At 73.9% G+C, this 13,326-nt stretch carries 15 protein-coding genes; 10 read left to right on the top strand and 5 right to left on the bottom strand.

Annotated features, from left to right (window positions below; all coding sequences use genetic code 11):
* Positions 1-7 precede the first annotated feature (7 nt).
* Both DQ239_RS12240 and DQ239_RS12235 read left to right on the top strand, forming a co-directional pair.
* Positions 8-1,459: a trypsin-like peptidase domain-containing protein gene (locus DQ239_RS12240; protein ID WP_233489131.1), complete on the top strand. Its 1,452-nt coding sequence runs from the start codon at positions 8-10 to the stop codon at positions 1,457-1,459.
* 28 nt (positions 1,460-1,487) lie between these two features.
* A complete protein-coding gene (locus tag DQ239_RS12235) occupies positions 1,488-1,853 on the top strand; it encodes a twin-arginine translocase TatA/TatE family subunit (protein ID WP_113834702.1) in 366 nt (121 codons plus the stop codon).
* Between the two features lie 103 nt (positions 1,854-1,956).
* Here the strand turns inward: DQ239_RS12235 and DQ239_RS12230 are convergent, their stop codons facing one another.
* A complete protein-coding gene (locus DQ239_RS12230; RefSeq protein WP_113834701.1) occupies positions 1,957-3,108 on the bottom strand; it encodes an Mrp/NBP35 family ATP-binding protein in 1,152 nt (383 codons plus the stop codon).
* A 154-nt stretch (positions 3,109-3,262) separates the two neighbouring features.
* Between DQ239_RS12230 and DQ239_RS12225 the strand changes: the two genes are divergently transcribed.
* From DQ239_RS12225 to DQ239_RS12215, 3 genes are read left to right on the top strand one after another with little or no spacing between them, the layout of a single operon-like run.
* Positions 3,263-3,784: an SRPBCC family protein gene (locus tag DQ239_RS12225; protein ID WP_233489130.1), complete on the top strand. Its 522-nt coding sequence runs from the start codon at positions 3,263-3,265 to the stop codon at positions 3,782-3,784.
* An 11-nt stretch (positions 3,785-3,795) separates the two neighbouring features.
* On the top strand, positions 3,796-4,494 hold the full coding sequence (locus DQ239_RS12220; protein ID WP_113834699.1) for an AzlC family ABC transporter permease: 699 nt from the start codon (positions 3,796-3,798) through the stop codon (positions 4,492-4,494).
* On the top strand, positions 4,491-4,808 hold the full coding sequence (locus tag DQ239_RS12215; RefSeq protein ID WP_113834698.1) for an AzlD domain-containing protein: 318 nt from the start codon (positions 4,491-4,493) through the stop codon (positions 4,806-4,808). Before DQ239_RS12220 ends, DQ239_RS12215 begins: the two co-directional genes overlap by 4 nt.
* A gap of 6 nt (positions 4,809-4,814) precedes the next feature.
* On the opposite strand, the gene DQ239_RS12210 is transcribed toward DQ239_RS12215, so the two are convergent.
* The 3 genes from DQ239_RS12210 to DQ239_RS12200 form a co-directional block, all read right to left on the bottom strand.
* Positions 4,815-5,567 (bottom strand): aquaporin, encoded by a 753-nt coding sequence (locus DQ239_RS12210; RefSeq protein ID WP_113834697.1) that lies wholly within the window; start codon positions 5,565-5,567, stop codon positions 4,815-4,817.
* Positions 5,568-5,666: 99 nt separating this feature from the next.
* Positions 5,667-6,188: a DUF1003 domain-containing protein gene (locus tag DQ239_RS12205; RefSeq protein ID WP_113834696.1), complete on the bottom strand. Its 522-nt coding sequence runs from the start codon at positions 6,186-6,188 to the stop codon at positions 5,667-5,669.
* The gene (locus DQ239_RS12200; RefSeq protein WP_199582947.1) at positions 6,181-7,419 is read right to left on the bottom strand and encodes a CBS domain-containing protein; all 1,239 of its coding nucleotides are present in this window, start codon (positions 7,417-7,419) and stop codon (positions 6,181-6,183) included. Before DQ239_RS12200 ends, DQ239_RS12205 begins: the two co-directional genes overlap by 8 nt.
* A 25-nt stretch (positions 7,420-7,444) precedes the next feature.
* Between DQ239_RS12200 and DQ239_RS12195 the strand changes: the two genes are divergently transcribed.
* From DQ239_RS12195 to DQ239_RS12185, 3 genes are all read left to right on the top strand, one after another.
* Positions 7,445-8,320: a PhzF family phenazine biosynthesis protein gene (locus DQ239_RS12195; RefSeq protein ID WP_199582946.1), complete on the top strand. Its 876-nt coding sequence runs from the start codon at positions 7,445-7,447 to the stop codon at positions 8,318-8,320.
* On the top strand, positions 8,317-9,249 hold the full coding sequence (locus DQ239_RS12190; protein WP_233489129.1) for a DMT family transporter: 933 nt from the start codon (positions 8,317-8,319) through the stop codon (positions 9,247-9,249). The genes DQ239_RS12195 and DQ239_RS12190 overlap by 4 nt, the downstream gene beginning before the upstream one ends.
* 170 nt (positions 9,250-9,419) lie before the next feature.
* The gene (locus DQ239_RS12185; RefSeq protein WP_113834693.1) at positions 9,420-10,373 is read left to right on the top strand and encodes a CoA ester lyase; all 954 of its coding nucleotides are present in this window, start codon (positions 9,420-9,422) and stop codon (positions 10,371-10,373) included.
* A gap of 55 nt (positions 10,374-10,428) precedes the next feature.
* On the opposite strand, the gene DQ239_RS12180 is transcribed toward DQ239_RS12185, so the two are convergent.
* Positions 10,429-10,857, bottom strand: a complete 429-nt coding sequence (locus DQ239_RS12180) for a DUF4190 domain-containing protein (protein ID WP_113834692.1) — start codon at positions 10,855-10,857, stop codon at positions 10,429-10,431.
* A gap of 161 nt (positions 10,858-11,018) precedes the next feature.
* Here DQ239_RS12180 and DQ239_RS12175 point away from each other — a divergent pair, with 161 nt between their 5' ends.
* Both DQ239_RS12175 and DQ239_RS12170 read left to right on the top strand, forming a co-directional pair.
* Positions 11,019-12,215 carry an acyl-CoA dehydrogenase family protein gene (locus DQ239_RS12175; RefSeq protein ID WP_113834691.1) on the top strand — a complete coding sequence of 399 codons (1,197 nt, stop codon included), beginning with the start codon at positions 11,019-11,021 and terminating at the stop codon, positions 12,213-12,215.
* Between the two features lie 86 nt (positions 12,216-12,301).
* Positions 12,302-13,237: an NADP-dependent oxidoreductase gene (locus DQ239_RS12170; protein ID WP_113834690.1), complete on the top strand. Its 936-nt coding sequence runs from the start codon at positions 12,302-12,304 to the stop codon at positions 13,235-13,237.
* Positions 13,238-13,326: the final 89 nt, after the last annotated feature.

Raw genomic sequence — 13,326 nt, 5'->3', positions numbered from 1 at the left:
GCGCCGCGTGACCGCTCCGGAACCGGGCCCCGGCCACCAGGTCGCCTTCGGTCGTCCGGACAGCGTCGCCGGCAGCTTCGCCGAGGACCGCCCCCGGCCGCCGGCCCGTCCCACCCCGCCGCCGCCCCCGGAGGCGGTGCTGCGCGCGTTCGCGCCCGGCGCCCCCGGCCAGCGGGGCCTGCAGGAGCCGCCGGCCGGCCGGCCGGGACGACGCCGGACCGCGACCGGCCCGTGGTGGAAGGCCGACGCCCGCAGCGACCCGTGGCGTGACCCGTACGCCCCGGCCGGGCTCGGGGCGCCGGCGGTCTACCCGGAGCCCGAGGAGCAGGACGGGCCCATCGTCGTCGACGGCAAGGGCCGCAAGCGGGTCCGGCTGCGCGACCTCTCCGTGCGGCTGTCCGCCCTGGTGCTGCTCGCCGTCCTCGTGGTGGGTGCGATCGGGGGTGGCGTGGGCTGGTTCCTGACCCGCGCCACCCCGGAGTCGCCGCTGCTCTCGCCCGGCACGACGCTCACCCAGGTCGATCCCGGCACCACGCGCGAGCCGGGCTCGGTCTCCGCCATCGCCGAGGAGGTCATGCCCGCGGTGGTCTCCATCGAGGTGCGCGTCGGCGAGGCGGGCGCGACCGGCTCCGGCGTGGTCATCGACGGCGAGGACGGCTACATCGTCACGAACAACCACGTCGTCTCCGGGGCCGCCGACGTCGACGGAGCGGAGATCCGCGCGGTGTTCTCCGACGGCAGCGGCTCGGAGGCGCGCATCGTCGGCCGCGACCCGGCCAGCGACCTCGCCGTCATCAAGGTCGAGAAGCCTGGCCTGGTCACCGCGACGCTGGGTCGGTCCGACAGCGTGGTCGTGGGCGACCCGGTGGTGGCCATCGGCTCGCCGCTCGGCCTGGCCGGCACGGTGACCAGCGGCATCGTCAGCGCCCTCGAGCGGCCGGTGCGCCTGGCCGGCGAGGGCAGCGACACCAACGCCGTCATCAGCGCGGTGCAGACCGACGCCCCCATCAACCCGGGCAACTCCGGTGGCGCGCTGGTGGACGGCACCGGCGCCCTCGTCGGCATCAACACCGCCATCGCCTCCCTCGGCGGCAACGGCACCACCGGCGGCTCGATCGGTCTGGGCTTCGCCATCCCGATCGACACCGTCCGCGACGTCGCCGAGCAGCTGATCTCCACGGGCAGCGCGGTGCACTCCTCACTCGGGGTCAACGCCCGATCGGTCACCGACGGCACCCGCGACGGCGCCCTCGTGCTCAACGTCGAGCCCGGCAGCGCCGCGGCGAACGCCGGCATCCAGGAGCGCGACGTCATCATCGCGATCGCGGGAGACCCGGTGGGCAGCTCCGAGGAGCTCGTCGTCGCCGTCGACCGGTACGCACCCGGCGAGGAGGTCACCGTCGAGGTCGTGCGCGGCGGCGGCTCGCAGGAACTCCGCGCCACCCTCGACGCCGCTTAGGCTGGGGGCCCGGAGGAAGGGGGGCGTCGTGTTCGACTCGATCGGCTGGGGCGAGATCCTCGTCCTCGCGCTGGCCGCGCTGTTCATCTTCGGTCCCGAGCGCCTGCCGCACCTCGCCAAGGACGCCGCTGTGGGGCTCAAGAAGGTCCGCGCTGCCATCACCGGCGTCCGCGCCCAGGTCAACGAGAGCATCGGCGACGACCTGCCCGAGCTGCGCGACCTCGACCTGCGCAAGTACCACCCGCGGACCTTCATCCGCAGCCAGCTCTTCGACGACGACGAGCCTGCCGGCGGTTTCTCCGGGAGCACGGCGGCCACCGCGGCCGCCGGTCCGGTCGTCGCCCGCCCGCGGGACAACCTGGTTCCGCCCCCGTTCGACCCGGACGCGACCTAGGCCCGCCCGGCCCCGGACGTGCTTCTGGGGTGTTCCTCGTGCTCCGGAGGTCCTGCAGGACCTGGGGAGCGGGAGGAACACCCCAGAAGAGGCGGAGCTGCGGTCAGCGGCGGACCGGGGTGAGGCCCAGCGACATGCCCTGCAGGCCGCGCTGGCGGCTGGCCAGCCCGTCGGCGATCTTCGTGAGCGCCTGCGCGGCCGGCGACTCCGGCTCGGCCAGCACGATCGGCGCACCGGCGTCGCCGGCCTCGCGGAGCCGGGTGTCGAGCGGGATCTGGCCGAGCAGCGGCACGCGGGCGCCGAGGGTGCGGGTCAGCGCGTCGGAGACGGTCTGCCCGCCACCCGCGCCGAACACCTCCATGCGGGAGCCGTCGGGCAGCTCCATCCACGACATGTTCTCGATGACCCCGACCACCTGCTGGTGGGTCTGGGTCGCGATCGCGCCGGCCCGCTCGGCCACCTCGGCGGCGGCCAGCTGCGGCGTCGTCACCACGAGGATCTCGGCGTTGGGCAGCAGCTGGGCGATCGAGATGGCGACGTCGCCGGTGCCGGGCGGCAGGTCGAGCAGGAGGACGTCGAGGTCGCCCCACCACACGTCGGCGAGGAACTGCTGCAGCGCGCGGTGCAGCATCGGCCCGCGCCACACGACCGGGGTGTTGCCCGGGGTGAACATGCCGATCGAGATGACCTTCACGCCCATCGACTGCGGCGGCATGATCATGTTGTCGACCTGGGTGGGCTTGTCGTCCACGCCCAGCATCCGGGGCACCGAGTGGCCGTAGATGTCGGCGTCGACGACACCGACGGACAGGCCGCGCTTGGCCAGCGCGGCGGCCAGGTTGACGGTGACCGAGGACTTGCCCACGCCGCCCTTGCCGGAGGCGACCGCGTAGACGCGGGTCAGCGAGCCCGGCTGGGCGAAGGGGATGACCGGGTCGGCGACGTCGGTGCCGCGGACGGTCTTGCGCAGCTCGGCGCGCTGCTCGTCGTTCATGACGTCCAGGCCGACCTGCACGGCGGTCACGCCGGGGACGGCGCCGACGGCCTGGGTCACGCGGTTGGTGATCGTCTCGCGCATCGGGCAGCCGGCGACGGTCAGGTAGACCTCGACGCGCACGGAGCCGTCCGCGGCGATCTGGACGTCCTTGACCATGCCCAGCTCGGTGAGCGGACGGTTGATCTCGGGGTCCTGGACGGTGGCCAGAGCGGCGGTGATGGCGTCGAGCGCCGGCGTGCCGGTCATGGTGTCGGACATCGGTGGGTCTGTCTCCTTCGACGGGGGACCCGTCCGGCCGCAGGCCTCGGCGCTACCTGCGCACACGGGTCGCTGCCACTGTACGGCGGGCCCTCCGGCCGACCGCCGGTCGCGGGGGGTGATCTCGTGCGCAGCGGCTGCCATGATCCGACCCGTGACCGCTCTCGAGGACGCTGCGCCCGCCGCCGAGCGCATCGAGGTGACCCGCGTCATCCCCGCCGCGCCGCACGAGGTCTTCGCGGTGCTGCGGGATCCGCAGGGCCACGTCGACATCGACGCCTCGGGGATGCTCATGGACGCCGAGGGCGCGCCGGTCTCGGCCGTCGGCGACCGGTTCCTCGTGCACATGGACCGGGAGGCGCTGGGCGACCTGCCGATGGGGAAGTACGACGTCGAGGTGGTCATCACCGCCTACGAGCCCGACCGCGAGATCGCCTGGACCATCGAGGGCACGATCCGGCCGCCGCTGCGGCACGTGTACGGCTACCGACTGGAACCCGCCGACGGCGGCACCCGGGTGACCTCGTACTGCGACTGGTCGGACCTGCGCGAGGACTACCGGCCGTTCCTCACCTTCCCGATCGTCCCGGAGAGCGCGCTGAAGGGAACCCTCGGCATCCTCGACCGCACGGTGCGCCGCCGGGCGCGCGCCGGGTCCGCGCCGACCGGCGCCTAATCTCGGCGGACGTGTCCGCCCCCGCCCGATCCCGCACGCTGCGCGACGCCGTCGGCCTGGGGCTGGCGGTCGGCTTCTACGGCATCGCGTTCGGTGCCGCCTCCGACGCCGCCGGGCTGGACGTCTGGCAGACCATGACGCTGTCCCTGCTGATGTTCTCCGGCGCCTCGCAGTTCGCGCTGGTCGGCGTGATCGGCGCCGGGGGCAGCGCGCCGGCGGCGGTCGGCAGCGCGCTGCTGCTGGGCACCCGCAACACCGTGTACGGCGTGCGGATGGCCCCGCTGCTGGCTCCCCGCACCGTGCTCGGCCGGGCCGGCGCGGCGCACTGGGTGATCGACGAGTCGACGGCGATGGCCGTCGCCGCCCCGGGCCGGGAGCTGGGCCGGCTGGCGTTCTGGGCCACCGGCGGCACGATCTACCTCGGCTGGAACGCGATGACGCTGGTGGGCGCCCTGGGCGCCTCCGGCCTCGGCGGCGCGGCGGAGGCGGCGCTGGACGCCGTAGTCCCGGCCGCCTTCCTCGCCCTGCTGTGGCCGCGCCTGACGGCGGCGGGCTCGACCGAGCCACGGGCCCAGCGGCGGGTGACGCTCGGGGGAGCGGTGGTCGCGCTGGCGCTGACCCCGTTCGTCCCGGTGGGCGTGCAGGTCATCGCCGCGGTGGTCGCCGTGGCGCTGGCCGGGCGGCCCCGGACCGCGGAGCGGCCGGCATGAGCGACGACGTGCTGTGGACGGCGGTCGTCGTCGCCTCGATCGGCTGCTACCTGCTGAAGCTGGCCGGGATGTCGGTGCCCGCCGCCTGGGTGGAGCAGCCCTGGGTGGCCCGCATCGTCGACTTCGTCCCCGCCGCCCTGCTGGCCGCGCTCGTCGCCGTCCAGGGCCTCACCAGCGACGACCGGATCGTGGTCGACGGGCGGCTGGCGGGGCTGGCGGTGGCCGCCCTGGCCCTGGCGCTGCGGGCGCCGTTCATCGTTGTCATCGCCCTGGCCGGGGCGACCGGCGCGGGCGTGCACCTGCTCGCGGGCTGAGCGCCGTCACTCCGGCGGCTCGGTGCGGGCGAAGACCCGCGCGTAGAGCAGGGCGGCCAGCACCCCGCCGATGGTGGGCGCGACGAGGTAGAGCCACAGCGGCGCCAGTTCGCCGGCGAGCAGGTTGGGGCCGAAGGCCCGGGCCGGGTTGACCGCGCCACCGGTCAGCGGGCCGGCCGCGAAGATCGCCGCGGCCAGCGCCAGCCCGACGGCGACGGGCGCGATGCCGTTCTCGGCCCGGTCGTCGGTGGCCACCGCGATGACGACGAGCACCAGCAGGAACGTCACCAGCAGCTCGACGAGGAACGCCCGGCCGATCGGTACGCCGTCGGCGGGCAGGGTCGCGCCCAGGTTGCCGTCGGTGCGCCCGCGGTCGCCGTAGCAGGCCCACGTCGCCGCCGCGCCCAGCAGGCCACCGGCCAGCTGGGCGCCCACGTACGCGGCTGCGGCCGGCCACGGGAAGCGCCCGGAGGCAGCGAGCCCGAGGGTGACGGCGGGGTTGAGGTGGCACCCGGACACGTGGCCGAAGGCGGCGGCCAGGGCCACCAGCGTGACCCCGAACGCGAGCACGACACCCAGGGAGTCGTAGTCGTCGCCGGTGCCGGCGGCCACCGCGGCGCTCGTGCCGACGAACACCAGCAGCGCGGTGCCGACGACCTCCGCCGTCGCCGACCGGGGAAGGCGGTCACCGATCCGGCTGCCGTACAGGCCCCGCGAGGACCCTCCGGCCGGTCCTCGTCCGACGTCGACAGCACCCATGCGTGGTCCACCCCCGTGGCACGACCCGCCCCGCGCGGGTCAGTGGGGCCCCGGTGCCCACCCGGGCGGGGTGGGACACCTCAGGGGCGCAACCGGGTGTCAGGCGACCGGGTCGCGCTTCTTCTTGGCCTTCTTCTCCCGGCGCTCGCCCTCGTCCCCGGCGTCGTCCACGGTCAGCCGGTTGAGCTCGCTGCGGATGAAGTCGCGGGTGGCCAGCTCGCCGACCGAGACGCGCAGCGAGGCGAGCTCCCGCGCCAGGTACTCGGTGTCGGCGCGGGTCGAGGCGGCGCGGGCGCGGTCCTCCTCGGCCTGCACGCGGTCCCGGTCGGCCTGCCGGTTCTGCGCCAGCAGGATCAGCGGCGCGGCGTAGGCGGCCTGGGTGGAGAACGCCAGGTTGAGCAGGATGAACGGGTAGGGGTCCCAGCGCAGGTTGACCGCGACCACGTTCAGGATGATCCAGACGGCCACGACGATCGTCTGGACGGCGAGGAAGCGGCCGGTGCCGAGGAAGCGCGCGATGCCCTCGGCGAAGGCGCCGACCGTGTCGGGGTTCAGCCGCAGGAACCCGGTGAACCGCCGGGTACCGCCGCGGGGGACGTCGAGCCGCGGGCCGTCAGCCACGGCGGGCCCGCTCGCGCCAGTCGCCCGGCAGCAGGTGGTCGAGGACGTCGTCCACGCTGACCGCCCCGACGAGCCGGCCCTGCGCGTCGACGACGGGGGCGGCCACGAGGTTGTAGGTGGCGAAGTAGCGGGTGACCTCGGCCAGGGGTGCCTCCGGGCGCAGCGGCTCGAGGTCGTCGAGGATGCCGCTCACCAGGCTGGACGGGGGTTCGCGGAGCAGCCGCTGGATGTGCGCTAGGCCCAGGTAGCGCCCCGTCGGGGTGGCCGAGGGCGGCCGGCACACGTAGACCTGGCTGGCCAGCGAGGGGGTGAGCTCCGGCTCCCGCACCCGGGCCAGCGCCTCGGCGATGGTGGCGTCGGGGGCCAGGATGACCGGCTCGCTGGTCATCATCCCGCCGGCGGTGTCCTCGGAGTACTTGAGCAGCTGGCGCACCGACTCGGCCTCGTCGGGCTCCATGAGCTCCAGCAGGCGGTTGCGGTCGACGTTGGACAGCTCCGCGAGCAGGTCGGCGGCGTCGTCGGGGTCCATCTCCTCGAGGACGTCGGCGGCGCGCTGCTCCTCCAGCGTGCCGAGGATGACCACCTGGTCGGCCTCGGGCAGCTCGCCGAGGACGTCGGCCAGCCGCTGGTCGTCCATGGCCTCGGCGACCTCGTGCCGGCGCTTGATCGGCAGCTCCTGCAGCGCGTGCGCCATGTCGGCGGCGTTGAGCTCCCGGTAGGTGGCGATGAGCGTCTCCGCGCCCTGCCCGGTCTGCGGCAGCGCCAGGCCGCCGACCTCGTCCCACGCCAGGGTGTGCAGCTGGCCGCGGCGGCCCAGCCGCCCCGGTTCCTGGACGGCGAGCTTGGACAGCTGCCAGTCGCCGGTGCGGGTCTGCTCGATGCCGGCGTCGACGACGTGCGCCGGCTTCCCGCTCTCCAGGATCGTGACCGAGCGGTCCAGCAGCTCGCCCAGGACCAGCGTCTCGCCGGCCCGCTGCTCGAAGCGCTTGAGGTTGAGCGTGCCGGAGGCGAGCATCACCGCGCCCGGGTCGACCGCGGTGACCCGGCCCATGGGGACGAAGATCCGGCGCCGCGCGACGACCTCGACGACCAGGCCCAGCACCCGGGGGCAGGCGGTGCCCACGCGCAGGGCGACGACGGCGTCGCGCACCTTGCCGACGCGGTCGCCGTTGGGGTCGAACACCGTCAGCCCGGCGAGCCGGGAGACGTACGCCCTCGTCACCGTCGTCACAGGCTGGAAGGCTACCGTCGGCGCCGTGAACGGCCCCGACGCGCTGGACTACGAGATCGTCGACGTGTTCGCGCCGCGGGCCTTCGCCGGCAATCCGCTGGCCGTCGTGCACGACGCCGACGCGCTGAGCACCGCCCAGTGCCAGGCGCTCGCCAACGAGTTCCACCTCTCCGAGACCTCGTTCCTGTGCGCCCCCACCGAGCCGGGCGCGGACTACCGGGTGCGGATCTTCACCCCCTATGCCGAGCTGCCCTTCGCCGGTCACCCCAGCGTCGGCGCGGCGCACACGCTGGTGCGCGCGGGCCGGCTGGCGGCGGGCACGCTGCGCCAGGAGTGCGGCGCCGGGGTGCTCGACGTGGTCGTCGACGACGAGGGGGCGACCCTGTCCGGCGGGACGCCGACGCTGGAGGACGGGCCCGCCGCCGAGGAGCTCGCCCGGGCCCTGGGCCTGGACCCGGCCGACGTCACCGGCGTCCCGGTCGAGGTCGCCGGCTGCGGGCTGCCGTTCGCCTACCTCTCCGTGCGCCCCGACGCCGTCGACCGCGCCGTCCCGGACCCCGCCGCGCTGCGCGCGCTGTCCGTGGGGGAGGGCGTGTCGGTGCTGTCCTGGGACGCCGCCACCGCCACGGCCACCGCGCGCGTCTTCGCCGGCGACCTCGCCTGGGGCGAGGACCCGGCGACCGGCTCGGCGGCGCTGGGCACCGGCGTCTGGCTGGTGGAGACCGGCCTGCTTCCCGGCGACGGGACGACGGCGTTCACCGTGCGGCAGGGCGAGGCGATGGGCCGGCCCTCGTTGCTCCGGTGCACGGTGACGGCGGCCGCCGGGAAGGCGACGGCGACCACCGTCCGCGGGACGGTCGTTCCGATCGCGAGCGGCCGCATCCGGGTTCCGCAGGGGTGATCGAGGACCGTTCCGGTGCGGCGTCCTCCTGGGCGGTGCAGCGGCCCGGGGGTCGCGACGTCGCGCTCATGGGCGTCGCCGTCCTCGGCGTCTCGATGTCGGGGCCGCTCACCGCGCTGGTGGCCGCCCCGGTGCTGGCGGTCGCCTTCTGGCGCAACGCCGTCGGCGCCGCCGTGCTGCTGCCGGTGCTGCTGACGCGGGAGCGGGCGAGCCTGCAGGGGCTGGCGCTGCGCGACCTGGGCAGCTCGGTCGTCGCTGGGCTGTTCCTGGCCGCGCACTTCGCCGCCTGGCTGCCCAGCCTCACGATGACCACGGTCGCGGCCTCCACCGCGCTGGTCACCACGACCCCGATCTGGACGGCGCTGGCCGCGCGGTTCGTCGGCGTGCGGCTGCCGGCTCCCGTCTGGTGGGGGCTGGTGCTCGCCGTCGCGGGAGCCGGGCTCATCGCCGGCGTCGACGTGTCGGTGAGCCTGGAGGCGCTGGCCGGTGACGGGCTGGCCCTGCTCGGGGCGATCTTCGCGGGCGGGTACGTGCTGGCCGGCGCGCGGGCGCGGGAGCGGCTGTCCACCTCCGCCTACGCCGTCGTCGCCTACTCGGTGTGCGCGGTCGTGGTGGCGCTCGGCGCGGTGCTGGCCGACGTGCCGCTGGGCGGGCTGAGCGGCCGCGACTGGCTGCTCATCGCGGGGATCACCGTCTGCGCGCAGCTGCTCGGGCACACGCTGCTCAACCTGGTGCTCTCGACGGTCGGCCCGACGATGGTCAGCCTGGTCATCCTGCTCGAGGTGCCGGGGGCGACGCTGGTCGCGCTGGTGCTCCTGCAGCAGGCGCCGCCGCTGCTCGCGCTGCCCGGGATGCTCGCCGTCGTCGCCGGGGTCGCCCTCGTGGTGCGCGGCAGCCGGCCGACGACGCTGGTCGAGCCCGCAACCTGAGCGGCAGCGGCGGTCCTTTCCTCCTTGCAGTTGATCATCGTCGTCCGGAGCCTCCCATCGGCGGGTCGAGCGACCAGATGACGATGATCAACAGCGGGTGAGCGCCCGGAATCCGCCGTCGCTACGCTCCGCACGACCGATTCCCCCGACCTCGATCTAGCGGAGGCACTGTGGCCGAGCTCCGATCTCGCCGTTCCAACCTGGCCGTTCCCGGCAGCAACCCGCGGTTCCTCGAGAAGGCCAAGGGCCTCCCTGCGGACCAGGTGTTCCTCGACCTCGAGGACGCGTGCGCGCCGCTGGCCAAGCCCGGTGCCCGCAAGAACATCGTCGCGGCGCTCAACGAGGGCGGCTGGGGCGACAAGATCCGCACCGTCCGCGTGAACGACTGGACGACGGAGTGGACCTTCCAGGACGTGCTGGAGGTCGTCGGCGGCGCCGGCGCGAACCTCGACTGCATCATGCTGCCGAAGGTCCAGGACGCCGCCCAGGTCAAGGCGCTGGACATGCTGCTGACCCAGATCGAGAAGGCCAACGGCTACGAGGTCGGCCGGATCGGCATCGAGGCGCAGATCGAGACCGCGCAGGGCCTCATCAACGTCAACGACATCGCCTTCGCCAGCGACCGCATCGAGACCATCATCTTCGGCCCCGCCGACTTCATGGCCTCGATCAACATGAAGTCGCTGGTCGTGGGCGCGCTGCACCCCGACTACCCGGGCGACCCGTTCCACTACATCCTCATGCAGATCCTCATGGCCGCCCGCGCCCGCGGTGTGCAGGCCATCGACGGCCCCTTCCTGCAGGTGCGTGACGTGCCCGCGTTCGAGGAGGTCGCCAAGCGGTCCGCCGTCCTCGGCTTCGACGGCAAGTGGGTGCTGCACCCCGGTCAGGTCGAGGCGGCCAACGAGATCTACTCGCCGTCGCAGGAGGACTACGACCACGCCGAGCTCATCCTCGACGCCTACGACTGGGCGACGTCGGAGGCCGGTGGCAAGAAGGGCTCGGCGATGCTCGGCGACGAGATGATCGACGAGGCCAGCCGCAAGATGGCGCTGGTCATCGCGGGCAAGGGTCGCGCCGCCGGGCTGTCCCGGACGTCGTCCTTCACGCCTCCGGAGGACTGAGCAAGCCTGCCCACGACGGCCGCCCGGAGAACTCTCCGGGCGGCCGTCGTCGCGTTCAGGGGGCGAAGCCGTCGTTGGTCAGCGAGATCACGGCGATCAGCCACACGACGATCAGCAGCACGAAGAAGGCGGTCGCGATGCCGCCGACGATGATCCCGGCCAGGGCGAGACCGGCGCCGTCCTCGTGCGTCCGGCGGATCTGCCGGCGGGCGATGATGCCGGTGACCAGCCCGGCCGGCGCGAACACGAAGGCCAGCACCAGCGACAGGATCGCCAGCGTGTTGGTCGGCCGGGCGTAGGGGTAGCCGTAGCCCGGCTGCCCGTACGGCGGCGGCGCGTACTGGCCGTACGGCGCCTGGTCGTGGGGCGGCGGCCCGTACTGCCCCGGCCCGTACTGCTCCGGCCCGTACTGGGGCGGACCCCACGGTGCCTGGCCGTACGCGGGCTGCCCCTCGCGGGCTGCGCCGTCGTCCGGAGTGCTCATCGGATCTCCTCCTGCTCGCCGGCGGGACCGGTCGCGCTACTCCACCACGGGCACCGGCTCCCTGGCGGTGAGGGCGCGCGGGCCACCACGCGGCGAGCGCCCCGCGGGGGTGGCCCATACTTCCGGGTAACTACGGACACCGGAGTCCCCGGAGGAGACCGATGACCCGCTTGGCCCAGACCGCGGACCTGACCGACATCCAGCAGGAGATCCTGTCGACGGTCAGGAGCTTCGTCGACAAGGAGATCATCCCGCACGCGCAGGAGCTCGAGCACGCCGACGCCTACCCGCAGGACATCGTCGACGGGCTCAAGGAGCTCGGCATCTTCGGCCTGATGATCCCCGAGGAGTACGGCGGCCTCGGCGAGTCGCTGCTCACCTACGCCCTCGTGGTCGAGGAGATCGCGCGCGGCTGGATGAGCGTCTCGGGCGTCATCAACACCCACTTCATCGTGGCCTACCTGCTGCGCCAGCACGGCACGCAGGAGCAGAAGGACCACTACCTCCCGCGCATGGCCACCGGCGAGGTGCGCGGTGCCTTCTCGATGTCCGAGCCGGGTCTGGGTTCCGACGTCGCCGCGATCCGCACCAAGGCGACGAAGAACGCCGACGGCGACTACACGATCAACGGCCAGAAGATGTGGCTGACCAACGGTGGCAGCTCCACCCTGGTCGCCGCGCTGGTGCGCACCGACGAGGGCGCCGAGCGCGCGCACGAGAACCTCACGACCTTCCTGGTCGAGAAGCCTGCCGGCTTCGGCGAGGTGAAGCCCGGGATCACCATCCCCGGCAAGATCGACAAGATGGGCTACAAGGGCGTCGACACCACCGAGCTGGTGTTCGACGGCTACCAGGCCAAGGCCAGCGACATCCTCGGCGGCGTCCCCGGCAAGGGCTTCGCGCACATGATGGACGGCGTCGAGGTCGGCCGGGTCAACGTGGCGGCCCGCGCCTGCGGCATCTCGATCCGCGCCTTCGAGCTCGCCATCGCCTACGCCCAGCAGCGCGAGACCTTCGGCAAGCCGATCGCCCACCACCAGGCGATCGCCTTCCAGCTGGCCGAGATGGCCATCAAGGTCGAGGCCGCCCACCTGATGATGGTCAACGCCGCCCGCCTCAAGGACGCCGGCAAGCGCAGCGACGTCGAGTCGGGCATGGCCAAGACGCTGGCCAGCGAGTACTGCGCCGAGGTGACCACGCAGTCGTTCCGCATCCACGGCGGCTACGGGTACTCCAAGGAGTACGAGATCGAGCGGCTCATGCGCGAGGCGCCCTTCCTGCTCATCGGCGAGGGCACCAGCGAGATCCAGAAGACGATCATCAGCCGCGGCCTGCTCAAGGAGTACAAGCTCAAGTAGAAGGACCCCCTGCCCCCCGCCACTCGCAGGCTCGCGGCGGGCCCCTGCAGGGGGCCGGCCGCGAGCTTGTCCGGTAGGCAGGACCCATGCGCGCAGTCGGAGTGACCGAGTTCGGTGGGCCCGAGGCCCTGCACGTCGTCGACGTCGAGCCCGAGCCGCTCGGGCCCGGTCAGGTGCGGATCCGGGTGCAGGCCGCCGCGGTCGCCCCGACCGACACCCATGCTCGCTCGGGTGCCTACGCCACGCGCGACCCGTTCAAGAACCCTCCGTGGGTGCCCGGCATGGACGTCGCCGGCGTCGTCGCCGAGGTGGGGGAGGGGGTGGACCACCTGGCCGTCGGTGACCTCGCGATGGGCATCGTCGTCCCGATCGGGCCGCACGGCGCCTACCGCGAGGACAAGGTGCTGCCCGGCAACTCGGTGGTGCGGGCGCCGCGGGGCACGACCGCCGTCGAGGCGTGCACGCTCCCGATGAACGGGCTGACCGCCCGCATGGCGCTGGACCGCATGGCCCTGCAGCCGGGCCAGGTGCTCGCGGTGACCGGCTCGGCGGGCGCGTTCGGCGGCTTCGTCGTCCAGCTGGCCACGGCCGACGGGCTCACCGTCGTCGCCGACGCGTCCGAGGCCGACGAGGAGCTGGTGCGCGGCCTGGGCGCCGACGTCGTCGTCCGGCGCGGGGACGACGTCGCCGCGCGCATCCGGGAGCGCTACCCCGACGGCGTCGACGGCCTGGCCGACGGCGCGGTGCAGGACGAGCTCGTGCTGCCCGCGGTGAAGGACGGCGGCGTCATGGCCACCGTTCGCGGCTACAAGGGCGACGGCGAGCGCGGCGTGCGCTGCCTCCCCAACCAGGTGGCGCGGGCCGCCGAGGACCGGGAAGGGCTCGACCGGTTGCGCCGGCAGGCGGAGGACGGCGTCCTCACGCTGCGGGTGGCCCGGGTGTTCCCGGCTGAGCAGGCTGCCGATGCGCATCGGCTCCTCGAGGCCGGCGGCGTCCGTGGGCGGATCGTCCTGACCTTCTGAGCCGCTCCCACCAGGGACGGTGACGGAGACAGGGTTGGACCGATACGGACAGTTCCGTCTACCCTCCGGCGGGATCTGCTGCCGTCCCC

Source organism: Blastococcus sp. TF02-09 (genome assembly GCF_003319105.1).
Lineage (GTDB): Bacteria > Actinomycetota > Actinomycetes > Mycobacteriales > Geodermatophilaceae > Blastococcus.
This window is presented reverse-complemented; position numbering and strand designations above follow the sequence as displayed.